This is a genomic window from Seohaeicola nanhaiensis, assembly GCF_042654245.1.
Classification (GTDB): Bacteria; Pseudomonadota; Alphaproteobacteria; order Rhodobacterales; family Rhodobacteraceae; genus Seohaeicola_A; species Seohaeicola_A nanhaiensis.
The window spans coordinates 294,815-318,191 of record NZ_JBHSGI010000033.1 but is presented as its reverse complement, the minus strand read 5'-3'; the positions used below and the strand labels follow the sequence as shown (position 1 = coordinate 318,191).

The following is a 23,377-nucleotide window of genomic DNA, read 5'->3' as shown; positions in this document are numbered from 1 at the left end:
GGCAGAATGATCCATGTAGGTGCATGATACGTCTATAAATAAGAACAAGACGTGCAGAACATTCACCCGGCACATCCGGACGGGCCCGAAGCGGGCGCGGCCGCGGCGCCGCAGACCCGGCTTCGAGGAGGACACCATGGATTTCAACCTGACCAGCGAACAGGAGGCGATCCGCGACGCGATTGCGCGGATCTGTGCGGATTTCGATGATGCCTACTGGCTGAAGAAAGACCGCGAGGGCGGCTTTCCGCAGGATTTCTATGAAGCACTCGCCCGCGAGGGCTGGCTGGGCATCTGCACCGCCGAGGCGCAGGGTGGCGCCGGTCTGGGCGTGACCGAGGCCGCGATCATGATGCGCACCATCGCGGAATCGGGCGCCGGCATGTCGGGCGCCTCGGCAGTGCACATCAACATCTTCGGGCTGAAACCGGTCGATGTCTTCGGTACCGAAGAGCAGAAGAACCGGATGATCCGCCCGATGGCAGAGGGACGCGAGAAGGCCTGTTTCGCGGTGACCGAGCCGAACACCGGGCTGAACACCACCCAGCTCAAGCTGCGGGCGGAACGGCGCGGCGACACCTATCACGTCAGCGGGCAGAAGGTCTGGATCTCGACGGCGCAGGTGGCCGACCGCATCCTGCTGCTGGCCCGGACCACGCCGCTGGAAGAGGTCACCAAGCCGACGCAGGGTCTGTCGCTGTTCTACACCCGCTTCGACCGCGAGCGCATCCGCACGCGCGAGATCGAGAAGATGGGCCGCAAGTGCGTGGATTCGAACGAACTGTTCTTCGAGGACTTCCAGATCCCGGCCGAGGATCTGATCGGGCAGGAAGGCGAAGGTTTCCGCTATATCCTGCAGGGCATGAACCCCGAACGCATCCTGATCGCCGCCGAGGCGGTGGGCCTCGGGATGTGCGCGCTGAAGCGGGCCACGCAATACGCCCGCGAACGCGTGGTGTTCAACCGCCCCATCGGCCAGAACCAGGGAATCCAGCATCCGCTGGCGCAGAACTGGTGCGCGCTGGAGGCGGCCTGGCTGATGGTGATGAAGGCGGCGGCGCTTTATGACGCGGGCCAGCCATGCGGTGCCGAGGCGAACGCGGCCAAGTATCTGGCCGGCGAGGCGGGGTTCGATGCCTGCCAGCAGGCGGTGATGACCCACGGCGGTTTCGGCTATGCCAAGGAATATCACGTCGAGCGCTACCTGCGCGAAGTGATGGTGCCGCGAATCGCTCCGATCAGCCCGCAGCTGGTGCTGAGCTACATCGCCGAGCGCGTGCTCGACCTGCCAAAGTCGTATTGAGCCATGCAGGCGATCCCGGCCGGGCAGTTCTCGTTCGCCTCTGTCCTGCATCCCGGCGACCGGATCGTCGTCGGACAGGGCACGGCAGAGCCGCGCACGCTGGTCCGCCGGCTGCTGGAGGAGGCGCGGGCCGGTCTGCTGCCCGAGGTCATGGTATTCCTCGGCCCGGTCTATTCCGACAGCTTCGCCGGTGATCTGCCCGACGGGATCCGCTTTGAAAGCTATTGCGGCATCGGCGGCGTCTCGGCGCTGGCGAAAGCAGGGCGGGTCGATATCTATCCCGCACATCTCTCGGCCATCGAGCGTGACATCCGCGCCGGACGGTTTCGCGTGGACGTGGCGCTGGTGTCGCTGCGGCCCGCCCTGAGCGGCGGGGGCCTGAACCTGGGCCTCGCCCGCGACTACGCCTATTCCGCCGCCTGCCGCGCGCGGTCGGTGATCGGCGAATTGCAGCCCGACATGCCCGCCTGCCACGGCGGCGAGCTCGACCCGTCGCTGCCGCTGACGGCGCTGGTGCAGGCGGAGACCGGGGTTCTGCACCTGCCGGTGCCGCCGCTCGACACGGTGACGCAGGTCATCGCGCAGCGCGTGGCGGGGCTGATCCCCGATGGCGCGGTGCTGCAGATGGGCGTGGGCACCATCCCTTCGGCCGTGTGCAGCGCGCTGACCACGCACCGCGATCTTGGCGTGCATTCGGGCACGATCGGCGACGGAATCGTCGATCTGGCCGAAAGCGGCGCCCTGACCAATGCCCGCAAGGAGCGCGATAAGGGCGTGAGCATCGCCGGGATTCTGATGGGCACAAAGCGGCTTTACGATTTTGCCCATGACAATCCCGCCCTGCGGCTGGCCGGGCAGGAGGAAACCCACGCGCTGGACGTGCTGGCGGGTCTGTCGCGGCTTCATGCCATCAACTCGGCGCTCGAGGTCGATCTGACCGGCCAGATCGGATCGGAAACGGTCGGCGGGCGCTACATGGGCGCCATCGGCGGACAGGTGGATTTCGTGCGCGGCGCGCTGCTGTCACCCGGCGGGCGGGCAATCATCGCCCTGCCCTCGGTGACCGGCAAGGGGTTGAGCCGTATCGTGAACCGGGTGGACACCGTGACCTGCGCGCGGGCCGACGCCGATACCATTGTGACCGAACACGGCGTGGCCGAGCTGCGCGGCCAGCCCATCGGGGAACGGGTGCGCCGGATGATCGCCGTGGCCGCGCCCGAGCATCGCGAGGCGCTGGAACGTGGCTGGCGCGATGAACAGGCGGGCCGCAGATGACCGGCGGGCCGCTGGCGGGCTTGCGGGTGGTCGAGATGGTCGGCATCGGCCCCGGCCCCTTCGCCGCCATGGTGCTGGCCGATCTCGGCGCCGAGGTGATCCGCATCGACCGCGTGACGCCTTCGGGCAATGGCATTGCGCGGCCCATCGACTGCGACTTTGCCGCGCGCGGCCGGCCCTCGGTCGCGCTCGACCTCAAGCGGGCGGAGGCGGTGGACCTCGTGCTCGACCTCGTGACCGGCGCCGATGCGCTGATCGAGGGCTTTCGCCCCGGGGTGATGGAGCGGCTGGGCCTCGGCCCCGAGCCCTGCCTTGCCCGCAACCCGCGCCTGGCCTACGGGCGGCTGACCGGCTGGGGCCAGGACGGGCCGATGGCACAACGCGCCGGGCACGACCTGAGCTATCTTGCCCTGACCGGTGTGCTGAACGCGATCGGCCGGCCGGGGCAGGCACCGGTTCCGCCGGTCAACCTGCTGGGCGACTATGCCGGGGGCAGCCTGATGATGGTGATCGGGCTGCTGGCCGCGATCCATTCCGCCCGCGCCACCGGCATCGGGCAGGTCGTCGATGCGGCCATCGTCGATGGCGCGGCCCTGCTGGCAACGCCGCTGATGGGCCTGATCGCCGCCGGTATCCATGACGGGGGACGCGGGCAGAACCTGCTCGACGGCGGCGCGCCGCAATACGACAGCTATATCTGCGCCGATGGCGGCTATCTCGCCATCGCGCCCATCGAGGGCAAGTTCCAGCGCGATCTCCTGGCGGGCCTCGGCCTGGACCCCGACAGCTTTCCCGACATGCGCGACCGGGCGAACTGGCCCGAGGCCCGCCGCCGTCTGGCCGAGCGGATCGCAAGCCGCACCCGCCACGACTGGGCCGAAATCCTCGGTCCGACCGACGCCTGCGCCGCGCCGGTGCTCGACTTCACCGAAGCGGCGGCGCATCCCCATGCCGCGGCGCGCAATAGCTTTGTCGAGGTCGGCGGCCACGTGCAGCCGGCCCCCGCCCCGCGCTTCTCGGCCACGCCCGCCGCCGTGCCGACGCCGCCGCAGTCCCCCGGAGCTGGGGCTAACGCGCTGCACGGATGGGGTATCCCGGAGGCCCGGATCGCCGCCCTGCGCGCTGCGGGTGCGATGGGGTGAGACCATGACGACGACGGACCCGAGGACGAGCCGGCGCGCGCTTGCGGCGATCCCGGTCCTTGTCGTCTCCCTCGGGTTCCTCAGCAACTTCTTCGCGCGCGGCGTGGTGGACACCTTCATGGTCTTCATGCAGCCGCTCGAGGCCGAGTTCGGCTGGCGGCACGACGACCTGACGCAGGTCTATTCGGTCTACCTGATCACCCTCGGAGTGATGTCGCCGCTGACCGGCATGATCATCGACAGCTGGGGCCCGCGCGTCAGTTATCTGGGCGGCGCGTGCTGCCTGGCGCTGGCCATGTTCATCGCCGGGCGCACCACCGCGCTGTGGCATCTCTATATCTCGGCCGGGGCGCTTTGCGGGGCGGCCTCCTCGCTGATGGGGATGGTGCCGGCGGCCGCGCTGATCGGGCGCTGGTTCGACCGCAACATGAGCGTCGGCATCGCCATCGCCTATTCCGGCTTCGGCTCGGGCATGCTGGCCGTGGTGCCGCTGGCCCAGGCCGGCATCGACCATCTGGGCTGGCGCGAGACCTATGCGATCCTGTTCTGGTGCGTCGCCGGAGCGATCCCCCTGCTGCTGGTCCTGCCCTGGCGGATCATTGCGCAGGGTGCCGAGGGCAATCCGCGCGCCCGCGGGACACCGAGGCCCGGCACCGCGCCTGAAGCGGAATGGACCCTGCGCCACGCCCTGCGCACAAAGGAATTCTGGCTGCTGGTGCAGGCCTTCTTCTTCACCGCCGTCGCGGCCTATCTGACCACGGTGCAGACCATCGCCTTTCTGATCGACCGCGGCTTTCCCGCGCTCAGCGCCGCCTTCGCCTTTGGTGTGGCCGGGATGCTGTCGATCTTCGGTGTGCTGATCTCGGGCTGGGCCAGCGTGCGCTTCGGCATCCGACGCAGCACGCTGATTTCCTTTCTCGGAACCTTCGTCGGACTGGTCGCCTTGCTGGCCTTCTCCTTCTGGCCGCTCGGGCTTTTCGTGCTGGTCTTCGTGATCTGCTTCGGCACCAGCCAGGGTGCGCGCGGGCCGGTGATCTCGTCGCTGAACGCGCGCATCTTCGCCCGCGGCCGGGTCAGCTCGATCTACGGGCTGATCTTCATGCTGATGTCCTTCGGCGCGGCCTTCGGATCCTGGCTTTCGGGCCGGCTCTATGTCTGGACCGGCGACTATTCGGCGGCCTTTGCTGTGGCCGCGCTGGCCGTCATCCTCGCAGCCGCACCCTTCTTCGCGACGCGCCGCCTGACCGAGGCGCGCGAGCTGCCGCCGCCGCGTTGATCGCTCCATTTGCGCAGGTTTCGGGTCGCGCGGTGTGCGCGCGCGACGTAGATTGACGGGCAAGCACAAGGATCACGCCCATGAACGTCGCCCTTCCCGAAACCGGCTATCACTACAACGTCATGCGCCGCGCCATCGAGTTGATCGACCGGGGCGGCGAGGGCATGAGCCTGGACGACCTCGCCCGCGAGATGGGGATGAGCCCGGCGCACTTCCAGCGTTTGTTCTCCTCCTGGGTCGGGGTCTCGCCCAAGCGCTATCAGCAGTACCTCCGTCTCGGCCATGCCAAGGCGCTGCTGGCCGAACGTTTCTCGACGCTGGAAACGGCTCTTTCCACCGGCCTCTCCGGCTCGGGCCGGTTGCACGACCTCTTCCTGCGCTGGGAGGCGATGAGCCCGGGCGACTTCGCCCGCGCCGGCGCAGGGCTGACGATCTACTGGGGCTGGTTCGAAAGCCCCTTCGGCCCGGCGCTGGTCATGGGCACCGAGAAGGGCATCTGCGGCATCGCCTTCGCCGCCGAGACGGGGGCCGAGGCGGCGATGGCCGACCTGACCGGACGCTGGCCGAAGGCGACCTTCGTCGAGGACGTGATGCGCCTGCGGCCCTGGGCGCTGTCGGCCTTCGGGGCCGGCGAGGGCAAGCTGACTGAAACGCCGCTCTTCCTGATCGGCGCGCCCTTCCAGATCAAGGTCTGGGAGGCACTGCTGACCATCCCCTCAGGGCAGGTCACCACCTATTCCGAGATCGCCGGCGCCATCGGCGCGCCCAAGGCGGTGCGCGCGGTCGGCACGGCGGTGGGGCGCAACCCGGTGAGCTGGCTGATCCCCTGCCACCGCGCGCTGCGCAAGTCGGGGGGCCTGGGCGGCTATCACTGGGGCCTGCCGGTCAAGCGCGCGATGCTCGCATGGGAGTCGGCCCGGGCGGAGGCTTGAGGCCCCGACGGCTCACTGATGCGCGACCTTTTGCCGGCGCGCGCCGATTTGGGGCTGCGGAAGGGAACAATTGGTGCTTTGATGCGTTCTTGACCGCCGGAAGAACGCGGCGCGAGCATATAAGGCAGCAACGCATATGACCCTGAAGACCCCTATTGTCGCCGCTCTCGGCGCAGTCCTTTTCCTGACCGCCTGCAACGATCCGGTCCTGAACGATCCCAACAACCGCAACCGCAACCAGGGGGCCCTGATCGGTTCGGGCGTCGGCGCGGCACTTGGCCAGCTGATCGGCAAGGATACGGAGGCGACCGTCGCCGGGGCGGCCATCGGTGGGATCGCCGGCGGGCTGATCGGCTCGAACCTCGACAAGCAGGAGGCGGAACTGCGCGCCTCGATGAGCAACGGCACCATCACGAACACCGGCGACCGGCTGATCGTATCCCTGCCGCAGGACATCCTTTTCGCGACCGACAGCTTTGCGGTGCGCCCCGACCTGCAGCGCGATATCGGCGCCCTGGCGAGCAACCTGAGGGCCTATCCGAATTCGACCGTTCAGGTCGTCGGCCATACCGACAACACCGGCGAGGCGGCCTACAACCAGGATCTGTCCGAACGCCGCGCCAGCTCGGTGGCCAGCGTGCTGATCGGCGCGGGCGTTTCGGCCAGCCGTGTGCAGGCCATCGGCCGTGGCGAGGATTCGCCGATCGCCTCGAACCTCACCCCCGAGGGGCGGGCCAGGAACCGGCGCGTCGAAGTCGTCATCATCCCGACGCGCTGACGGATCGCTGCGGCATGGCCCGGCATCACTTGCTGATCGTCTCCGGCTCGCTGCGGGCCGGGGCGACCAACCGCAAGCTGGCGCATGAGGCCGCCCGGCTGTTCGACCCAGAACGGCTGACCGTCGCCGACCTGCGCCTGCCGCTCTACGACGGCGATCTGGAAGAGGCCGAGGGCATCCCGGCCCCGGTCCGGACGCTGGCCGACCAGATCGCCGACGCCGACGCGGTGGCCATCTCCTGCCCCGAATACAACAAGGGGCCTTCCGGTGTGATGAAGAACGCGCTCGACTGGGTCAGCCGGACCGAGGCCAACCCCTGGGCCGGAAAGCCGGTCGCGGTGATGTCGGCGGCCGGCGGGCGGGCTGGCGGCGAACGCTCGCAGATGATCCTGCGCAGCCTGCTGGTGCCCTTCGAGCCGCATCTGCTGACCGGGCCCGAGCTGCACGTCGCCGACAGCCGCAACCAGTTCGACGCCCAGGGTCGGCTGACCTCTGAACGCTATCTGAAGACGCTGGGCGTGCTGATGGACCGGCTGCGCGCGGCCGCCGAGCGCTAGAGCGGATTCGACACTTCGATCAGGTTGCCGTCCGGGTCGCGCAGATAAAGCGACAGGATCGGCCCCGTCGCCCCGGTGCGCCGCACCGGCCCCTCTTCCAACTCTACCCCGCAGGCTGCCAGATGGGCCTGCCAGTCTGTCAGCGGAGTCGCGGTGAGAAAGCAGAGATCGGCCGTGCCCGGTGCAGGATGCGCGGCCTTGGGATCGAACTCGCCACCCTTCGGGTGCAGGTTGATCTTCTGGCGGCCGAACACCAGCGCATGGCGGCGAGAGCCATCGGCCGGATGAAACACCTCGGCCCGCATGCCCAGAACATCGGTGTAGAAGGCCACCGTCGCGCCGATGTCGGCCACGGTCAGCACAAGGTGGTCGAGTGAGGTCAGGGTGGGTGCCATGTGGATATTGCTCAGCCTTATTTTCGACTCTAGGGTTCTGCCATGATCGCATCTTCCGACACGACCGAAAAGCTGACCGATGTCCTCGACCCCGCCCGCGCCGCTGCGTTGCAGGTGGCGCTGGGACAGGCCGGCGATATCGCCGCAGGGACGCCCCTGCCGCCCTTCTTTCATCAGATCTATTTCTGGGCACCGCAGCCCCCCGGAGGCCTCGGGCGCGACGGCCACCCCAAGACCGGGCAGGGCCTGATCCCCGATCTTGGCCTGCCGCGTCGGATGTGGGCCGGCGGGCGTCTCACCTTTCACAAACCGCTGATCGCCGGCCGCGCCGCAGAAAAAGTCAGCCGGGTCGAGGCTGTCGATCGCAAGACCGGCCGCAGCGGCCCGCTTGGCTTTGTCACCCTGCGCCATGAGATACTTCAGGACGGCACGCCTTGTCTGAGCGAGTGGCAGGATCTCGTCTATCGCGAAGACCCCGACCCCAATGCGCCGCGCCCTGACGCACCTGAGGCACGGACAGACGAAACCGACGCCCGCGAGGCGCTGTTTGATTCGACCCTGCTGTTCCGCTATTCCGCTCTCACCCTGAACGGGCACCGCATCCATTACGATCTGGATTATGCCCGCGACGTCGAGGGCTATGACGGGCTGGTGGTGCACGGACCCCTGCTCGCCCAGCTGATGATCCTGATGGCGACCGAGATGATGGGGCCGCTGGCCACCTTCGCCTTCCGCGCCGCATCCCCGCTGATGCACAGCGAGTCCGCCACGATCTGCCGGAACGGCCAGGACCTCTGGGTGCGCGGCCCGAACGGCAGGCTCTGCATGAGCGCCACCGCCACCCCCGCCTGACCCTTAGTCGTGCAGCGCCACCGCCGCGCGGAACTCGGCCAGCGCGGCCTCGGACTGCGGCGGCAGCGCGCCCACCACCTGCGCGGCCCAGGCGACATAAGCGGCGATGCGTTCGGGCGGCCAGCCCGGCGGGTTCAGCCTCAGCGAGCGCACGTTCGACGTCTTGTCGCCCAGCTTGACCAGCGCCGCCTTGGGCGATTTGCCGGGCGCATGAACCACCTGCATCCGCTTGCGCTCGGCCTTGGCGAGCGCCTTGTCGTCGGTCAGTTCGCGCACCAGACCCGTGACCTCAGCCCCGAACTTCGCCTCGAGGTCGGCAAAGCTCACCTCGGTGTCCTCAACCGTGTCATGCAGCCAGGCAGCGGCCACCGCCGCCGGATCGCCGCCGTGCCGGGTCACGAAATCGGCCACTTCGGCCAGGTGGGTGTCATAGGGCAGGCGCGCGGCCCCCTTGCGGAACTGGCCCGCATGGGCGGAACGCGCGAAGGTTTCCGCAGAACGGATCATCGCATGTCTCCAATTTTGGCTGGGAGGCGCGGCTCCTGTTCCCGGTGGAACTCCGGAGGCGCGCACCCCACCAGCCTGCCCCGGCCCGCGCCCGCCGTCCAGCGGACGCATTGCCGCAGTCAGCCGTCGGACGGCGCCAGCTTGTCCTGCGTCTTCGTGTCGAAGTCGGAGGCGTCGTGCCGCTCGTGCAGCTGCAGCGAGGGCTCGCCGAAGGTGCGGTTCACCATTCGCCCGCGCAATGTCGCCGGACGTTTGTCGATGACCTTCGCCCAGCGCATCACGTTCTTGTAGCTTTCGACATCCAGGAATTCGGCCGCCGAATAGAGCCGTCCCAGCACCAGCTGGCCATACCAGGGCCAGATGATCATGTCGGCCAGTGAATAGGCATCGCCCGCCATCCATTCACGCTCGGCCAGATGGCGGTCCAGCACGTCCAGCTGGCGCTTGGCCTCCATCGTGAAGCGGTCGATCGGATATTCCCACTTCTCGGGCGCATAGGCATAGAAATGTCCGAAGCCGCCGCCAAGATAGGGCGCGCTGCCCATCAGCCAGAACATCCAGGACATGCATTCGGTGCGCGCCGCCGGGTCCTTGGGCATGAAGGCCCCGCCGAACTTTTCGGAGAGGTAGAGCATGATCGACCCCGATTCGAAGACCCGCTGCGGCGGGTTTACCGAATGGTCCATCAGGGCCGGGATCTTGGAGTTGGGGTTGACGGCGACGAAGCCCGATCCGAATTGTTCGCCATCGCCGATCTTGATCAGCCAGGCGTCGTATTCGGCGCCGGTGTGGCCTGCCGCCAGCAGCTCTTCCAGCAGCATGGTCACCTTCACCCCGTTGGGCGTTGCCAGCGAATAGAGCTGAAGCGGGTGCTTGCCGACCGGCAGCTCCTTGTCATGGGTCGGGCCGGAGATCGGGCGGTTGATGCTGGCGAACTGGCCACCGCTGGCCTTGTTCCATGTCCAGACGGCGGGCGGGGTATAGGTCTCGGTCATCGCGGCTTCCTCGGTGGTGAGATCGGGCGCCACCTTATGCCTTTTGCGGCCCTGCGCCACCCCTGCACGCAATCGTGACGCCGCGCTCGCTCAGTTGGTTGCGGTCGCACCGCGATACCAGGCCGCGATGGTCTGGCGCTCTTCCGGCGTGATGAAGCTGACATTGGCCGGCGGCATCGCCTCGGTGATCCCCGCCTGCACATGGATCAGCCGGGCCGCCGCCGTGATGTCGGCAGTGGTTTCCAGGTAGATGCCCTTGGGCGCCCAGCGCATCCCTTCCCAGAAGGGTTCGCGTGCGTGGCACATCGAACAGCGGCCCAGCACGATATCCTTCACCGCGTCGAACCCCTCGGCCTCGGCATAGACCTGCTGGGTCGCGGTCAGCCGCGCCTCGGCCGCTTCCTCCGGCTGGCGATAGCCTGCTGCCGACAGCCAGACGATGGCGACGAACAGGAGAGCGGTCACCAGCCAGGTCCAGTAGGGTGCGGGGCGGCGGGAATGCATGGTGTTGAAGTAATGGCGGATGCTGACGCCCATTAGGAAGACCAAGGCCGCGATGATCCAGTTGTATTGCGTCGCGAAGGCCAGCGGGTAGTGGTTGGACAGCATCAGGAAGATGACCGGCAGCGTCAGGTAGTTGTTGTGGGTCGAGCGCAGCTTGGCGATCTTGCCGTATTTCGCGTCCGGCACCCGGCCCGCCTTTAGATCGGCCACCACGATCCGCTGGTTCGGCATGATGATGAAAAAGACGTTGGCCGTCATGATCGTCGCCGTGAAGGCGCCGAGATGGAGCATCATGGCGCGCCCGGTGAAGATCTGGTTGTAGCCCCAGCCCATGATCACCAGCAGCACGAAGAGCAGCAGCATCAGCACCGTCGGACGCTCGCCCAGTTTCGACTTGCAGAGGAAATCGTAGACCAGCCAGCCGATGGTCAGCGAGCCAGCCGAGATGGCGATGCCCTGCCACAGCGAAAGGTCGGCTTTGTTTGCGTCGATCAGGTACAGTTCGCCCCCGACCCAGTAGACCACCATCAGCATCGCCGCGCCGCTCAGCCAGGTGGAATAGCTCTCCCATTTGAACCAGGTCAGGTGCTCGGGCATCTGCGCCGGGGCGACGAGGTATTTCTGGATGTGGTAGAAGCCGCCGCCATGCACCTGCCATTCCTCGCCATGGGCGCCCTTGGGCAGATGCGGCGCCTTTTGCAGGCCGAGGTCGAGCGCGATGAAGTAGAACGACGAACCGATCCAGGCGATGGCGGTGATCACATGCACCCAGCGCACCGCGAAGGCGATCCACTCCCAGAGAATGGCCATGTCCTGCATCTTGGTCTCCCGTCCGCTGCGTCAGATTTAGCTTAGCAACAAGGCGGGCGGCCAAGCCATCCGCTTCCGCGCACCATCGCTTTCAAAAATCGCCGAACAATCGTGCATGAATGTCTGTGCCTGCCGGATATTCGGACGGGCTGGAAAACGGCGGTGGTCCCGGGAGGACTACGCTTCACGCCCGCCCCTGCAGCTCCATCTCCTTGTCGCGCATGATGAACTTCTGCGGCTTGCCGGTGACCGTGAGCGGGAACTCGGTCACGATCCGCACGAAGCGCGGCACCTTGAAATGGGCGATCCGGTCCTTGGCAAAGGCGCGCATCTCTTCCGGGGTCACCTCCTGGTGGCGCTCGGGCACCACCCAGGCGCAGACCTCCTCGCCGTATTTCTCGTCCGGCCCCCCGAAGACCTGCACGTCGGCCACTTTCGGGTGGCTCATCAGGAACTCCTCCACCTCGCGCGGATAGACGTTCTCGCCGCCGCGGATGATCATGTCCTTGACCCGCCCGACGATGGAACAGAACCCCTGTTCGTCGAATTCGGCCAGATCGCCGGTGAACATCCAGCCGTCGCGGATGCTCTCGGCGGTCTTCTCCGGTTCGTCCCAATAGCCCTGCATCACCGAATAGCCGCGCGTGCACAGCTCGCCCCGCTGACCGACCGGCACGATGGCGCCATCCTCGCCGACGATCTTCACCTCGAGATGCGGATGCACCCGCCCCACCGTCTCGCAGCGCTTGTCCAGCGGATCGTCGGTGAAGCTCTGGAAGGAGACCGGGCTGGTCTCGGTCATGCCATAGCAGATGGTCACCTCGGTCATGTGCATCCGCGCCTGCACCTTGCGCATGATCTCGACCGGGCAGAGCGCGCCCGCCATGATGCCGGTGCGCAGGGAGGTCAGATCGCGGGGATTGTCCTCCAGATCCTGCAGCATCGCCAGGAACATGGTCGGCACGCCATAGCAGGCGGTGCAGCGCTCGGCCGCCAGCACGTCCAGCGTCTTGGCCGGCTCGAAGGCTTCGCCCGGAAAGATCCTCGCCGCGCCCTTGCTGACCGCGCCCAGCACGCCCATCACCATGCCGAAACAATGGTAGAGCGGCACCGGAATGCACAGCCGGTCCGCCTCGGTCAGATGAATGCGCGCGGTGACCTGGGCGGCGTTGTTGACGATGTTGCGATGGGTCAGCGTCGCGCCCTTGGGCCGCCCGGTCGTGCCCGAGGTGAACTGAATGTTGATCGCGTCGTTCGGGTCGAGCGTCGCCTCGATGGCGTCCAGCGCCGCGACATCCGGCGTGCGCGCCACGTCGTCAAACCGCAGCATCCCCGGCTGCGCCTCTTCCCCCATGGCGATCACCGCGCGCAGCGCCGGCAGGCGCGCGGCCTGCAACTGACCCGGCGTGGCAGTGGCCAGCTCGGGCGCAAGATCGCGCAGCATCGCCAGATAGTCCGAGGACTTGAATCGCGCCGCCGTGACCAGTGCCACGCAGCCCACCTTGTTCAGCGCATATTCCAGCTCGGTCACGCGGTAGGCCGGGTTGATGTTGACCAGGATCACCCCGATCCGCGCGGTGGCGAACTGGGTCAGCACCCATTCCAGCCGGTTGGGCGACCAGATGCCGACCCGTTCGCCCTGCTTCAGACCCAGCGCCAGGAAGCCGGCCGCCAGCGCATCGACCCGCTCGGCGAAGGCGCGATAGCTCAGCCGCACCTCCTGCCCGGGGAAGACCAGAGCCTCGCGCGCGCCATGCGCCTTTACCGCCGCCCGCAGCAGCCCGGGAATGGTCAGCTCCAGCATCGGCACATCTGTCGTGCCGCGCACCAGCGACAGGCCGCCTTCCGGCGCGCCCATGGTCTCGATCCGCTCCGCCATCGTTCCCTCCCTCTCCCGATCCGGAGCCGCATCATGACCGGGCGCGCCAGGACACTCAAGCCGGATGGATTGACCGAAATGCAGGCTGGCCCGGCGCGATTTGCGCGGCTATCCTGTGCGCCGGGGCCAAGGACGGGCGCACACCGTCCGAGGAAACAGACAGGGACGAGGATTATCACCCTTGCGCAAGCGGGTTACCACGGACGCCGGCGAAACCACGCCCGGCGAGGCACAGACGGATCGCCAGTTCATCACCTCGCTGCATCGCGGGCTCGAGGTGCTGCGCGCCTTTCGCCCCGACGACCGCGCGGGGCTGAGCAACGGCGACATCGCCGAACGCACCGGACTGCCGAATTCGACCGTCTCGCGGCTGACCTTCACGCTGCTGGAAACCGGCTATCTGACCTATGACAAGCCGACCGGGCGGTATCGGATGGGCGTGCCGGTGCTGAGCCTTGGCTATGCTTGCCTGTCCGGCCTGCCGATCCGCGAGGCCGCCCAGCCGCATATGCAGGACCTGGCCGACAGCTGCGGCGAGGGCGTGCTGGTGGCGCTTGGCGGGCGCGACGCGCATACGATGACCTATATCGCCTGCGCCCGCACCCCCAGCGTGATCTCCCTGCAGCTTGGCGTCGGTTCGCGAATCTCTCTCGCCCGTTCGGCGATGGGGCGCGCCTGGCTTGCCGCCTGCCCCGAAGAGGAACGGGACCGCGCGCTGGCCGAGATCCGCCGCCACGCCGGCAAGGAGGCCTGGCCCGCCCTGCGCGACGGCATCCGCCAGGCCGCCGCCGAGATCGCCGAACGCGGCTTCTACGCCAACCTCGGCGAATGGAATCCCGGCGTGCATTCCGTCGCCGTGCCTTTTCCCAGCCCGCAGAAGGGCGGCCCGCTGCTGGCCTTCAACCTCGGCGGTCCCTCGGGTTTTCTGCCCGTCGACCGCCTGATCGGCGAGATCGGTCCCCGCCTGGTGCGCATGGCCGAGACGCTGACCCACCGGATGCGGGCGGAGGTTTAGGGGCGACGGGCCAGGCGAAAAAGCGCCTTGCCATTCTCTGCAATCCCGATTTCCTGGGTGCATGGTGAAACTGGTCCTCATGCACAAGGCGGACTCGATCTACGAGGATGAGCCGGAGGTCGTCTACGACTTTCCCCGCTCCTATCTGAAATCCGTGCAGGAGGCTGTGGGCGACTGGGTCATTTACTATGAGCCGGTCAAGGCCGGCCCGCGCGGGTATTTCGCTGTTGCGCGTCTCGACCGGGTCATTCCGAAGCCGGGAACCGAGGGGCGTTTCCTCGCACTGATCGCCCCACACAGCTATCTGGAATTCGATCAATTCGTTCCTCGCCTTTGGCAAGGCGAACCGCTCGAACAGGCATTGCGGAATGCGGATGGCTCGCCGCGATCCGGAGGTTCGGTGCAACTGGCGGTGCGCCGATTGCCCGAAGCCGACTTCAACCGGATCGTGAGCCTTGGCCTGCCCGCCGATCTGGAAGACCGGGAAGCGCACCGCTACGATCCTCACCGGACCGAGGCGGCGGAAGATATGCAGCCCTTCGAACGCCCGGTTCTCGAACGTCTCACCCGGCGCCCCTATCGCGAGGTGGCCTTCCGCCGCAGGGTGCGCGAGGCCTATGGCTATCGCTGCGCCATGTCTGGCCTGCAACTTCGCAACGGCGGAGGCCGGCCCGAGGTGCAGGCCGCGCATATCCGCCCGGTGGAACACGGCGGCAGCGATGCCGTCCGCAACGGCCTCGCGCTTTCGGCCACGCTGCACTGGATGTTCGACCGGGGCCTGCTCTCGGTGGCCGAGGACATGCAGACCATTCTCGTGTCGCGCAACAAGGTGCCGGGCGATGTCGTCGCGCGCCTGCTGTCGCCCGACTGCAAATTGCACCGACCCGCCGATCCGCGCTCGCATCCCAGCGCCGCCAACCTGCGCTGGCATCGTGAAAACGTCTTCGGCCAGGGCGCCCCGGATGGCCCCGCGCCCTGGGGTTGAGGCGCGGGGCATCTCTGGCTGTTCCCGCCCGAAGCCGCCCCAAAGACACTGCCCCCCACCCATTCTGACGCTGCGCTCCGCTTTACATCGTCCCCCGCGCCGCTAGGCTCCGGCCCGATCCATAATTTCCGGAGACCCTCTTCGTGACCATTCCTCCAGTTCTCTCGCGCCTGCGCCTGCCCGTCATCGGTTCGCCGCTCTTCATCATCTCGAACCCCGATCTGGTGATCGCCCAGTGCAAGGCCGGCGTCGTCGGATCCTTCCCGGCGCTGAACGCCCGTGAGAAGGAGGGCGAGCCGATCGAACTGGAGCGCTGGCTGACCCGGATCACGGAAGAGCTCGACCGTCACAACCAGGCCAACCCCGACCAGCCCGCCGCGCCCTTCGCCGTGAACCAGATCGTGCACCGCTCGAACGCCCGGCTGGAGCGCGACGTGGAGATCTGCGTGAAACACAAGGTGCCGGTCTGGATCACCTCGCTTGGCGCGCAAGAGTGGGTGAACGAGGCTGCGCATTCGGTGGGCGGGATCACGCTGCACGACGTGATCAACAACCGCTTTGCCCGCAAGGCCATCGAAAAGGGCGCCGACGGGCTGATCGCGGTCGCCGCCGGCGCCGGCGGTCACGCCGGGGCGCTGTCGCCGATGGCGCTGGTTCAGGAAATCCGCGAGTGGTTCGACGGGCCGCTGGCGCTTTCTGGGGCCATCGCGACGGGCGACTCGATCCTCGCGGCCCAGGCGATGGGCGCGGACTTCGCCTATATCGGCTCGGCCTTCATCGCCACTGAAGAGGCCAATGCGGTGGCAGGTTACAAGCAGATGATCGCGGACAGCGGTGCCAGCGATATCGTCTACTCGAACCTCTTCACCGGAGTTTGGGGCAACTACCTCAAGCCCTCGATTGCCGCTGCGGGTATGGATCCCGACAACCTCGAACGCTCGGCCCCCTCGACCATGGACTTCGGCCCGAACCGGCAGAAGCCGAAAAGCTGGAAAGAAATCTGGGGGTCGGGCCAGGGTATCGGCGCGGTCAAGGAGGTGGTTCCCGCCGCCGTGCTGGTGGACCGGCTGGAGCGGGAATACCGCGCCGCGCGCGATCGGCTGTTTCGCGCCGTACCTGCCTGAAAACGCGCAGGTTCCCGCCGCTGACGGAACCGTGAGGGAACGTCCGGCGGCGGGAATGGTTATATCCGCGTGAATGCAAGGACTGGTCCGGTCCGCCCTGCGGCACCGGTCAGGATCATGCACGGAATCGAGCACAGGAGAAGACCATGTTCAAAAAACTCGCTCTCGCCCTCGCCACCACCGCTCTGGCAGGAACCGCCTTCGCCGGCAGCCCGGCGACCCCCGTCGTCGAACCGGTCGTGACCGTCCCCGCGCCGGTCCAGGTGAAATCCTTCTGGGAAGGCGGCTATGTCGGCGGCCAGATCGGCTATACCTTTGGCGAATTCGACCTCGGCGGCAGCTTCGACGACGACAGCGTGATCGGCGGTCTGACCGCGGGTTACCTGTTCGACATCGGCAACGGCTGGTATATGGGTCCGGAATTCCAGTACGACTGGGCCGACGTGACCGTGACCGACCCCGGCACCGGCAATACCGCGACCTTCGACGAGATGGCCCGCCTGAAGCTGATCGCCGGTAAGGAGATGGGCAACGGTCTGCTCTACGCAAGCCTTGGCTACGCCTATGCCGACTTCAACGGCGTCGGCACCTTCTTCAACGGCAGTGCCAACAGCTATGTCGTGGGTCTGGGCTATGACTGGCGCGTCGGCGAAAACTGGACCGTCGGTGGCGAATACATGTACCACAGCTTCGATGACGTGGGTTCGGGCGGCGGCGACGTCGACTTCAACACGATCCACGTGAAAGCCACTTACCGCTTCTGATCCCCAGGGGATCTGTCAGGGGCCGCCTTTCGGGGCGGCCCTTTTTCGTCTGGTTGGCCGTCGGGCGGCACCCCAAGATAGCCCCGTCAAAAAAATGTAATATGCGAACGAATTTGCCGGGCGCGGGCGATTGACACCCCCTGAGGTTTGCCAGAGGTTGCCGCCGAACCGGCACCCGGCCCGGCCTGAAAGACCCCGATCCCCCGCCCATGCAGGACATCGACCCCGAAGAGACCCGCACGGTATCCTCCGTCCGCCTGCTGGTCGGGATCAGCTTCATCTCTTACGTCGGGACATGGACCGAACGCGTCGCGCTCGGCTGGCTGGCCTGGACGCTGACACAATCGACCTTCTGGACCGGCTTCGTGTCTATGTCCGTTCTGCTGCCCTCGGCGTTTCTGGGGCCGATTGTCGCCGTCTATGCCGAAGGCTGGGATTCACGGCGGGCGATGATGCTGACGAACGGCGCCTTCATGGTCACCTCGCTGTTGCTGTTTGCGCTGGTGGCGGGCGGTTTCATCACGCTCCCCCTGCTGGCCGTGCTGGCGCTGGCCATCGGCGTGATCGGCGCCGCGATGCATCCGGTGCGGCTGACCCTGATCCCGTCGGTCTCGCCGCGCCATTACCTGCCGCGGGCTGTGGCGCTGTCGGCGATGGCCTTCAACGCCTCTCGCGTGGTCGGCCCCGCCGTGGCGGGGCTGCTGATCACCACGGTGGGGCTGAACTGGACCTTTCTGGTCAATGCCCTGTCCTACCTGCCCTATATAGCACTGCTGGCGCTGATCCCGATGAAGCCCCGCCCTGCGCGCGGGGTGAAATCCTCGCTGGGTCAGGGGCTGGCCGAGGGGCTGCGCTATGCGCTGGCGCATCCGCTGATCCGGTGGAGCCTGCTGCTGGCCGCGACCAACAGCCTGCTGGTGCGCAGCATCGTCGAAAACATGCCGGCGGTGGTGGGCGGGCTGCTGGACGGCAACGCGCGCGACCTGACCTGGATGACCTCGGCCGCCGGGCTGGGGTCGGTGACGGCGGCGATCACGCTGGGCTGGCTCAAGCGCGACACGCGGCAGCTGCAGACCATGCTGCGGCTGGTCCCCCTGGTCAGCGCGGCACTGTGTCTGGCGCTCAGCGCCGGCCTGCCCTTTGCCGGGCTGGTGGCCATCGCGGTGGGTCTAGGTTTTGTCGCCACCTTCGTCGGCATCGGCAGCCAGATCATCATCCAGATGGAGGTGGCCGACACCCACCGGGCGCGGGTGCTGACCTGGTGGAGCTCGGCCAGCTTTGCCGCCGTGTCGCTGGGCGGGCTGGCGACCGGTGCCGTCGGCGATCTGGCCGGGATGGGCTTTGCGATCTTCCTTCTCGGGCTTCTGGGCGCCGTGCTGGCCACGGGTTTTGCGCTGCGGCGCTGATCAGTCGGGAATGCCGGCGGCCGCATAGCCCTGTTTCAGACGCTCGGCCGGGGCGGGATCGGGGAACGGCAGCCGGGCGAGATGCGCGGCGAAGGAATAGCCCGGATTGATGGCTGCCAGCTCGTCCCGTACCGCGCGCGCCTCGTCCACACGCCCCAGCAGGCCCAGCGCCGCGACGAGGAAGCCGCGCGACAGGTCGGTCGAGGGCATCATCCGCACCCTTTCGCAAAAGGCCTCCACCGCCTGTTCATGCTCCCCGGCCAAAAGCCAGGCGGAACCGAGGAAATGCCACGCCAGATGGCCGGTCAGCGGGTCCATTCGCAGGCCGCGTTTCAGGTCGGCAACCGCCTCCAGCGGGCGACCCGCATACATCAGCGCCGAGGCGCGGATGGTCAGCGCCAGCAGGAAGTTCGGGTTCAGCTCGACCGCCCGGTCCGCGGCCACCAGAGAGCCGGCAAGGAGTCCTCGCTGATGCCCTCCGCTCGGGATCGCCCGACATGTTGTCGAAGGGCAGGACGGCGATGGCGGGCTGGCTGGGTTTGGCCGGCGTGACCGCGCCCCCCGGCGCCCAGGAATAGATGCGGATCGGCCGGTCGATGTTCTTGACGCGCACCTCGCCGCCGTCGCTGAACGATGCCTCCACCCGGTTGGCGACACTGTCGGCGACGATGCCCGCCACGCACAGCCCGCCTGGTTCGGCCAGCTGCTCCAGCCGCGCGGCGACGTTCACCCCGTCGCCATAGAGGTCGTCGCCATCCACCAGCACGTCGCCCAGGTTGATGCCGATGCGCAGGACGATGCCAGCCTGCCCTGCCATCTGGACCGCGACGGCGCAGCGCACGGCATCGACGACACTTGGAAACTCGACCAATGCGCCGTCACCGATCAGCTTGAAGACACGCCCGCCATGCCGGGCCACCTCGGGGTCGAACCGTTCGGCGCGAAAGCGTTTCGGGGCGGCCAGCGTGCCGGCCTCATCCTGCGCCATCATGCGCGAATAGCCGACGACATCGGCGGCAAGGATCGCGGCAAGCCTGCGAGGGGGCGACGCTTGGTTCATGCACGCAAACGCTAGGGTATGTCCCTATTCTCCGCCAGCCCTGCCTGATTCTCGGCCCGAAGCGCCTTGCGGTCGGGCTTGCCCACCGGCGTATGCGGCAGCGTCTCGCGGAATTCGAGATAGCGCGGGATTTCATGTCGCCCCAGCCGGTCGGTCAGGAACAGCCGCAGCTCGTCCAGGGTGAAGGGGTCCGCCCCTTTGTTCAGCACCACGAAGACCTTGGCGCTTTCCCCGCGATAGGCGTCAGGCACTCCGATGGCGATGGCCTCGGACACTGCGGGATGCTGGTGCACCGCATTCTCGATCACCAGCGGATAGACGTTGAAGCCGCCCGACAGGATCATGTCCTTCTTGCGGTCGACGATATAGAAATACCCGTCCTCGTCCATGTATCCGATGTCGCCGGTCAGCAGCCAGCCGTCGTGAAAGGCGGCGGCGGTCTCGTCGGGACGGTTCCAGTAGTGCGTCATCACGTTCGGGCCGCGGATCGCCATCTCGCCCGCCTCGTTCGGATCGAGCGTGCGGGCCGGATCCTCGACATCGACGATCTTCATGTCGATCCCGGGCAGGGGAATGCCGATGGTGCCCAGCTTGGCGTCGGGCATGTCGGCCGGCACGCTGGTGCCGGCGGGTGCGGTTTCGGTCATCCCCCAGCCGCCGCGCAATTTGAGCCCGGTCAGCTGCTTGACGCGGTTGTAGACCTCGACCGGCAGGGGCGCGCCGCCCGAGCCGACGTTTTTCAGCGAGGAGAGATCGCGCGTTTCGATCCCCGGCACCTGCAGGAGGCCGATCCAGACCGAAGGCACCCCGCCGAAAGCCGCGACACGCTTTTCCTCGATCTCGCGCACCGCCGACTCTGGATCGTAGCGCAGGCGCAGATGCAGCAACCCGCCCTCCCACATCCGTTTGAGCAGCCCGACGGTCAGGCCCATGATGTGGAACAGCGGCGAATAGACCAGCGTCGCCATGCCCGGCGCGGTCGCTTCCTCGTCCTTGCTGGCCTCGTGATAAATGTAGACCGCCGCCGTCAGGTTGCGATGGCTCAGCACGGCCGCCTTGGGTATGCCGGTGGTGCCGCCGGTGTATTGCAACAGCGCCGTGTCCTGCGGGCACAGAGTCACCGGCAGATAGGGCGCCCCCTCGTGCCCGGCCCAGAAATCGTCCAGCGACAGCGCGCCCTCCAGCACCGGACAGGGCCGCCCGCGTCCCGAGACGGGATCGGGGCATTGCACCAGCGGCGGCAGCTTGCCCTCGGCAAGGAGGCGCGCGAAAGGATGGGCGAATTCCGGCGTCGTCAGGCTGACCACCAGCTTCGCGCCGCTGTCGGCCAGCTTGTAGGCGATCTCGGCCTCGGCATCGAGCGGCGAGAGATGGGTGACCACGCCCCCGGCCGCGATCACGCCAAAGAAGAAGATCGGATGCCAGGGACAGTTCGGCAGGTGGAGCGCCACCCGGTCGCCCTTGGCGATCCCGCGCGCCTTGAGCGCGGCGGCGACCCGCGCGGTCAGGTCGCGCATTTCGGCGTAGGTGTAACGGGTGCCGTAGTATTCCAGCAGAACCGTATCGGCATAGCGCTGGAACGCCTCGGTCATCATGGCGGTCCAGGTGGTTTCGGGCGGATCCAGATCGACGCGGATGTCCGCGCCATAGTGAACGTGCCACGGCCGAGGCCGGGCCGATACCGTCAGGGTCATGCGCGCACCTCCCCCGGTTGCAGCGTTTGACACGCCATCTCTACGCAGACATTGCGGCACGGTAAGAACCGTGCCGCCCTGATGCAAGTGTTTTGGCTGCCGGGCGCTCAGCCCACCTGCCGGCCCGCGCTCCAGACACCGCGCACTGCCGCCAGCCCCTCTGGCCGGGCCAAACGCACCAGATCGGCGCGCAGTCCTTCGGCTAGCCGCCCCCGGTCCACCAGCCCCACCGCCCGAGCCGGGGCCGTCGTGACCGTGGCAATCCCGCGCGCCATGTCGCCCCAGATATCGCCCAGCATGACCGCGCCCATCAGCAGCGAGGCAGGCACATAATCGGACGACAGCACGTCCAGCAAACCGTCCCGGGCCAGTGTCTCGGCCGCGACATTGCCCGAATGCGAACCGCCGCGCACGAGGTTCGGCGCGCCCATCATCACCGCGATGCCATGGGCCTGACAGGCCTGCGCCGCCTCGGGCGTGGTGGGAAACTCGGCGACGCGCGCGCCCTGCGCCGCGCTCTCGGCGACATGTTCGGCCGTGGTGTCGTCATGGCTCGCGAGGATCGCGCCCAGCCGTCCGGCTTCGGCCACAGCGCAGCTGATATTGGCGTCACCGTGGCTCTGGCGCACCGCAAGCCGACGATCGACCAGCCGGGCATAGCCATCGCCGTCGAGCCCGCGCTTGCCCCGCCAATAGCGCTCCAGCGAGGCCGGATCGCGAAACTGCCGCTGTCCCGGCGTGTGATCCATGACCGAGACGATGCCGATCCCGTCCTCGGGCGTGAAGGCGGCGAATTCCTGCGCCAGCGTGGTCGAGCAGATCTCGGCCCGCAGGTGCAGCAGGTGGCTGATCCGCAGCACCCCGCGCGAGCGCAGCGCCAGGATCTCGCGCGACAGGTCGCGGGCGTATTGCAGCACCGCCGCCCCCTCGTCGCCTTCGATCACGCCGATCCGCATGGCATCGAAGACCGTCGTGATCCCGGCCCCCGCCAGTTCGGCATCATGCGCCAGGATCGCCGCGCCATGCGGCCAGTCGACCCCCGGGCGCGGCTGGATGTGACGCTCCAGGTTGTCGGTGTGCAGTTCGATCAGCCCGGGCAGCAGCAGATCGCCGTCGCAGTCGATGGCCCCCGGCACCGCGCTGCGACCGCTGTCAATCCGCGCGATGCGCCCGTCCTCTACCACCAGAGAGCCGCTGCGAATCTCTCCCTCGAGCGCAAGCTGCGCGTTGGTGAAGACCGTTTCCATTGCCACCCCCTAAAGATGCGCCATCCGCAGCAGCGCCGCGCCCGCCACCGTCGCCAGTGTCGCAATCACCTTGATCGGGGTCAGACGCTCGCCCAGAAAGAGCACTCCGATCCCCAGCGCGAAGACGACACTGGTCTCGCGCAGCGCCGTCACCAGCGCGATGGGCGCGAGGGTGAAGGCATGGACCACCAGCGCATAGGCGACAAAGGACGCGCCGCCGCCGATGACGAGGCTCTTGACCTGCCGCAGTCCCGCCGTCACCAGACCGGGGCGCAGCAGCCCGCCCAGCGCGGCAAAGCCGACCGTGTTCAGGATTGACACCCAGGCGTAATAGCCCAGCGCCGTGCCCGCCAGCCGCGCGCCCAGCCCGTCGGACATGGAATAGGAGGCGATGAAGGCGCCGGTCACCAGCGCCAGCAGCGCAGCCTTGCCCTGCACCAGCCCTGCGGTTCCACGTGCGAGGCTCATGCTGGCGATCCCCCCGGCGATCATCGCCACGGCGATCAGCTCCTGCGCGCTGAAGGCGACGCCCAGCAGCAGCACGGAGACGGCGGTGACGATCACCGGCGAGGCGCCCCGCGCGATGGGGTAGACCTGTGTCAGGTCGCCGATCCGGTAAGCCGCGACCAGAAAGACCTGATAGCCGATGTGCAGCAGCATCCCGAGGATCATGTAGGGCAGGCTAGCGAGATCGGGCGCGGGGGCGAAGGGCAGCACCAGCAGCCCGGCCACCCCCTGCCCGATCACCACGGCCATCATCGCCGCCGACTTGTCGGACCCTCCCTTGACCAGCGCGTTCCAGACCGCGTGCAGCAGCGCCGCCAGCAGGACAAGGGCGAAGATACCGGCGCTCACGGGCGGCACCGGGCGGGATGGG

23 protein-coding genes are annotated in these 23,377 nt (G+C 67.5%); 13 read left to right on the top strand and 10 right to left on the bottom strand.

Going from position 1 to position 23,377, the window contains the following annotated elements; translation table 11 throughout:
• Positions 1 to 136 precede the first annotated feature (136 nt).
• The 7 genes from ACFO5X_RS22800 to ACFO5X_RS22770 all read left to right on the top strand — a co-directional run bounded on the left by ACFO5X_RS22800 (position 137) and on the right by ACFO5X_RS22770 (position 7,263).
• The gene (locus ACFO5X_RS22800; RefSeq protein WP_380721893.1) at positions 137 to 1,303 is read left to right on the top strand and encodes an acyl-CoA dehydrogenase family protein; all 1,167 of its coding nucleotides are present in this window, start codon (positions 137 to 139) and stop codon (positions 1,301 to 1,303) included.
• A gap of 3 nt (positions 1,304 to 1,306) precedes the next feature.
• Entirely contained in the window at positions 1,307 to 2,578 is a 1,272-nt protein-coding gene (locus ACFO5X_RS22795) for an acetyl-CoA hydrolase/transferase family protein (RefSeq protein ID WP_380721891.1), read from the top strand.
• A complete protein-coding gene (locus tag ACFO5X_RS22790; protein ID WP_380721889.1) occupies positions 2,575 to 3,720 on the top strand; it encodes a CaiB/BaiF CoA transferase family protein in 1,146 nt (381 codons plus the stop codon). Before ACFO5X_RS22795 ends, ACFO5X_RS22790 begins: the two co-directional genes overlap by 4 nt.
• A 4-nt stretch (positions 3,721 to 3,724) precedes the next feature.
• The gene (locus tag ACFO5X_RS22785; protein ID WP_380721887.1) at positions 3,725 to 4,996 is read left to right on the top strand and encodes an MFS transporter; all 1,272 of its coding nucleotides are present in this window, start codon (positions 3,725 to 3,727) and stop codon (positions 4,994 to 4,996) included.
• A gap of 80 nt (positions 4,997 to 5,076) precedes the next feature.
• Positions 5,077 to 5,928, top strand: coding sequence for a bifunctional helix-turn-helix domain-containing protein/methylated-DNA--[protein]-cysteine S-methyltransferase (locus ACFO5X_RS22780; protein WP_380721885.1), 852 nt, complete (start codon positions 5,077 to 5,079; stop codon positions 5,926 to 5,928).
• A gap of 136 nt (positions 5,929 to 6,064) precedes the next feature.
• Positions 6,065 to 6,706, top strand: coding sequence for a YiaD family glycine zipper/OmpA-like lipoprotein (locus ACFO5X_RS22775; RefSeq protein ID WP_380721883.1), 642 nt, complete (start codon positions 6,065 to 6,067; stop codon positions 6,704 to 6,706).
• 14 nt (positions 6,707 to 6,720) lie between these two features.
• On the top strand, positions 6,721 to 7,263 hold the full coding sequence (locus ACFO5X_RS22770) for an NADPH-dependent FMN reductase (protein ID WP_380721881.1): 543 nt from the start codon (positions 6,721 to 6,723) through the stop codon (positions 7,261 to 7,263).
• Here ACFO5X_RS22770 and ACFO5X_RS22765 read toward each other — a convergent pair.
• Positions 7,260 to 7,658: a VOC family protein gene (locus ACFO5X_RS22765; protein WP_380721879.1), complete on the bottom strand. Its 399-nt coding sequence runs from the start codon at positions 7,656 to 7,658 to the stop codon at positions 7,260 to 7,262. The two genes, ACFO5X_RS22770 and ACFO5X_RS22765, sit on opposite strands and share 4 nt — an antisense overlap.
• 42 nt (positions 7,659 to 7,700) lie before the next feature.
• Here ACFO5X_RS22765 and ACFO5X_RS22760 point away from each other — a divergent pair, with 42 nt between their 5' ends.
• Positions 7,701 to 8,510, top strand: a complete 810-nt coding sequence (locus ACFO5X_RS22760) for an HTD2 family dehydratase (RefSeq protein ID WP_380721877.1) — start codon at positions 7,701 to 7,703, stop codon at positions 8,508 to 8,510.
• 3 nt (positions 8,511 to 8,513) lie between these two features.
• Here ACFO5X_RS22760 and ACFO5X_RS22755 read toward each other — a convergent pair whose 3' ends face one another.
• From ACFO5X_RS22755 to ACFO5X_RS22740, 4 genes are all read right to left on the bottom strand, one after another.
• Complete coding sequence (locus tag ACFO5X_RS22755) at positions 8,514 to 9,017, bottom strand: HD domain-containing protein (RefSeq protein WP_380721875.1); 504 nt, start codon at positions 9,015 to 9,017, stop codon at positions 8,514 to 8,516.
• 119 nt (positions 9,018 to 9,136) lie between these two features.
• Entirely contained in the window at positions 9,137 to 10,012 is an 876-nt protein-coding gene (gene yghU / locus ACFO5X_RS22750) for a glutathione-dependent disulfide-bond oxidoreductase (RefSeq protein ID WP_380722352.1), read from the bottom strand.
• A gap of 90 nt (positions 10,013 to 10,102) precedes the next feature.
• The gene (locus ACFO5X_RS22745) at positions 10,103 to 11,335 is read right to left on the bottom strand and encodes a urate hydroxylase PuuD (RefSeq protein ID WP_380721873.1); all 1,233 of its coding nucleotides are present in this window, start codon (positions 11,333 to 11,335) and stop codon (positions 10,103 to 10,105) included.
• Positions 11,336 to 11,510: 175 nt separating this feature from the next.
• On the bottom strand, positions 11,511 to 13,205 hold the full coding sequence (locus ACFO5X_RS22740; RefSeq protein ID WP_380721871.1) for an AMP-binding protein: 1,695 nt from the start codon (positions 13,203 to 13,205) through the stop codon (positions 11,511 to 11,513).
• Between the two features lie 181 nt (positions 13,206 to 13,386).
• On the opposite strand from ACFO5X_RS22740, the gene ACFO5X_RS22735 reads away from it, so the two are divergent.
• From ACFO5X_RS22735 to ACFO5X_RS22715, 5 genes are all read left to right on the top strand, one after another.
• A complete protein-coding gene (locus tag ACFO5X_RS22735; RefSeq protein WP_380721869.1) occupies positions 13,387 to 14,220 on the top strand; it encodes an IclR family transcriptional regulator in 834 nt (277 codons plus the stop codon).
• A 61-nt stretch (positions 14,221 to 14,281) separates the two neighbouring features.
• Positions 14,282 to 15,205, top strand: coding sequence for an HNH endonuclease (locus tag ACFO5X_RS22730; protein ID WP_380721867.1), 924 nt, complete (start codon positions 14,282 to 14,284; stop codon positions 15,203 to 15,205).
• A 143-nt stretch (positions 15,206 to 15,348) separates the two neighbouring features.
• Positions 15,349 to 16,329, top strand: a complete 981-nt coding sequence (locus ACFO5X_RS22725; protein ID WP_380721865.1) for an NAD(P)H-dependent flavin oxidoreductase — start codon at positions 15,349 to 15,351, stop codon at positions 16,327 to 16,329.
• A gap of 146 nt (positions 16,330 to 16,475) precedes the next feature.
• Complete coding sequence (locus ACFO5X_RS22720; RefSeq protein WP_380721863.1) at positions 16,476 to 17,093, top strand: outer membrane protein; 618 nt, start codon at positions 16,476 to 16,478, stop codon at positions 17,091 to 17,093.
• 209 nt (positions 17,094 to 17,302) lie between these two features.
• Positions 17,303 to 18,499 (top strand): MFS transporter, encoded by a 1,197-nt coding sequence (locus tag ACFO5X_RS22715; RefSeq protein ID WP_380721861.1) that lies wholly within the window; start codon positions 17,303 to 17,305, stop codon positions 18,497 to 18,499.
• Here the strand turns inward: ACFO5X_RS22715 and ACFO5X_RS22710 are convergent, their stop codons facing one another.
• The 5 genes from ACFO5X_RS22710 to ACFO5X_RS22690 form a co-directional block, all read right to left on the bottom strand.
• Positions 18,500 to 18,709, bottom strand: a complete 210-nt coding sequence (locus tag ACFO5X_RS22710; protein ID WP_380721859.1) for a hypothetical protein — start codon at positions 18,707 to 18,709, stop codon at positions 18,500 to 18,502.
• A 37-nt stretch (positions 18,710 to 18,746) separates the two neighbouring features.
• Entirely contained in the window at positions 18,747 to 19,559 is an 813-nt protein-coding gene (locus ACFO5X_RS22705; RefSeq protein WP_380721857.1) for an adenylate/guanylate cyclase domain-containing protein, read from the bottom strand.
• An 11-nt stretch (positions 19,560 to 19,570) separates the two neighbouring features.
• Positions 19,571 to 21,253 (bottom strand): AMP-binding protein, encoded by a 1,683-nt coding sequence (locus ACFO5X_RS22700; protein WP_380721855.1) that lies wholly within the window; start codon positions 21,251 to 21,253, stop codon positions 19,571 to 19,573.
• A 107-nt stretch (positions 21,254 to 21,360) separates the two neighbouring features.
• A complete protein-coding gene (locus ACFO5X_RS22695; protein WP_380721853.1) occupies positions 21,361 to 22,500 on the bottom strand; it encodes an alpha-D-ribose 1-methylphosphonate 5-triphosphate diphosphatase in 1,140 nt (379 codons plus the stop codon).
• Positions 22,501 to 22,509: 9 nt separating this feature from the next.
• Complete coding sequence (locus ACFO5X_RS22690) at positions 22,510 to 23,355, bottom strand: hypothetical protein (protein WP_380721851.1); 846 nt, start codon at positions 23,353 to 23,355, stop codon at positions 22,510 to 22,512.
• Between the last annotated feature and the right edge of the window lie 22 nt (positions 23,356 to 23,377).

What these genes read in the sequence shown, in the direction of transcription:
- ACFO5X_RS22790 (WP_380721889.1), top strand. Translation starts at nt 2,575, where the DNA reads ATGACCGGCGGGCCGCTGGCGGGCTTGCGGGTGGTCGAGATGGTCGGC.
- ACFO5X_RS22710 (WP_380721859.1), bottom strand. Translation starts at nt 18,709, where the DNA reads ATGCCCTCGACCGACCTGTCGCGCGGCTTCCTCGTCGCGGCGCTGGGC.
- ACFO5X_RS22700 (WP_380721855.1), bottom strand. Translation starts at nt 21,253, where the DNA reads ATGACCCTGACGGTATCGGCCCGGCCTCGGCCGTGGCACGTTCACTAT.
- ACFO5X_RS22800 (WP_380721893.1), top strand. Translation starts at nt 137, where the DNA reads ATGGATTTCAACCTGACCAGCGAACAGGAGGCGATCCGCGACGCGATT.
- ACFO5X_RS22785 (WP_380721887.1), top strand. Translation starts at nt 3,725, where the DNA reads ATGACGACGACGGACCCGAGGACGAGCCGGCGCGCGCTTGCGGCGATC.
- ACFO5X_RS22775 (WP_380721883.1), top strand. Translation starts at nt 6,065, where the DNA reads ATGACCCTGAAGACCCCTATTGTCGCCGCTCTCGGCGCAGTCCTTTTC.
- ACFO5X_RS22795 (WP_380721891.1), top strand. Translation starts at nt 1,307, where the DNA reads ATGCAGGCGATCCCGGCCGGGCAGTTCTCGTTCGCCTCTGTCCTGCAT.
- ACFO5X_RS22770 (WP_380721881.1), top strand. Translation starts at nt 6,721, where the DNA reads ATGGCCCGGCATCACTTGCTGATCGTCTCCGGCTCGCTGCGGGCCGGG.
- ACFO5X_RS22745 (WP_380721873.1), bottom strand. Translation starts at nt 11,335, where the DNA reads ATGCAGGACATGGCCATTCTCTGGGAGTGGATCGCCTTCGCGGTGCGC.
- ACFO5X_RS22730 (WP_380721867.1), top strand. Translation starts at nt 14,282, where the DNA reads ATGGTGAAACTGGTCCTCATGCACAAGGCGGACTCGATCTACGAGGAT.
- ACFO5X_RS22765 (WP_380721879.1), bottom strand. Translation starts at nt 7,658, where the DNA reads ATGGCACCCACCCTGACCTCACTCGACCACCTTGTGCTGACCGTGGCC.
- ACFO5X_RS22695 (WP_380721853.1), bottom strand. Translation starts at nt 22,500, where the DNA reads ATGGAAACGGTCTTCACCAACGCGCAGCTTGCGCTCGAGGGAGAGATT.
- ACFO5X_RS22715 (WP_380721861.1), top strand. Translation starts at nt 17,303, where the DNA reads ATGCAGGACATCGACCCCGAAGAGACCCGCACGGTATCCTCCGTCCGC.
- ACFO5X_RS22720 (WP_380721863.1), top strand. Translation starts at nt 16,476, where the DNA reads ATGTTCAAAAAACTCGCTCTCGCCCTCGCCACCACCGCTCTGGCAGGA.
- ACFO5X_RS22760 (WP_380721877.1), top strand. Translation starts at nt 7,701, where the DNA reads ATGATCGCATCTTCCGACACGACCGAAAAGCTGACCGATGTCCTCGAC.
- ACFO5X_RS22705 (WP_380721857.1), bottom strand. Translation starts at nt 19,559, where the DNA reads ATGAACCAAGCGTCGCCCCCTCGCAGGCTTGCCGCGATCCTTGCCGCC.
- ACFO5X_RS22740 (WP_380721871.1), bottom strand. Translation starts at nt 13,205, where the DNA reads ATGGCGGAGCGGATCGAGACCATGGGCGCGCCGGAAGGCGGCCTGTCG.
- ACFO5X_RS22755 (WP_380721875.1), bottom strand. Translation starts at nt 9,017, where the DNA reads ATGATCCGTTCTGCGGAAACCTTCGCGCGTTCCGCCCATGCGGGCCAG.
- ACFO5X_RS22780 (WP_380721885.1), top strand. Translation starts at nt 5,077, where the DNA reads ATGAACGTCGCCCTTCCCGAAACCGGCTATCACTACAACGTCATGCGC.
- yghU (WP_380722352.1), bottom strand. Translation starts at nt 10,012, where the DNA reads ATGACCGAGACCTATACCCCGCCCGCCGTCTGGACATGGAACAAGGCC.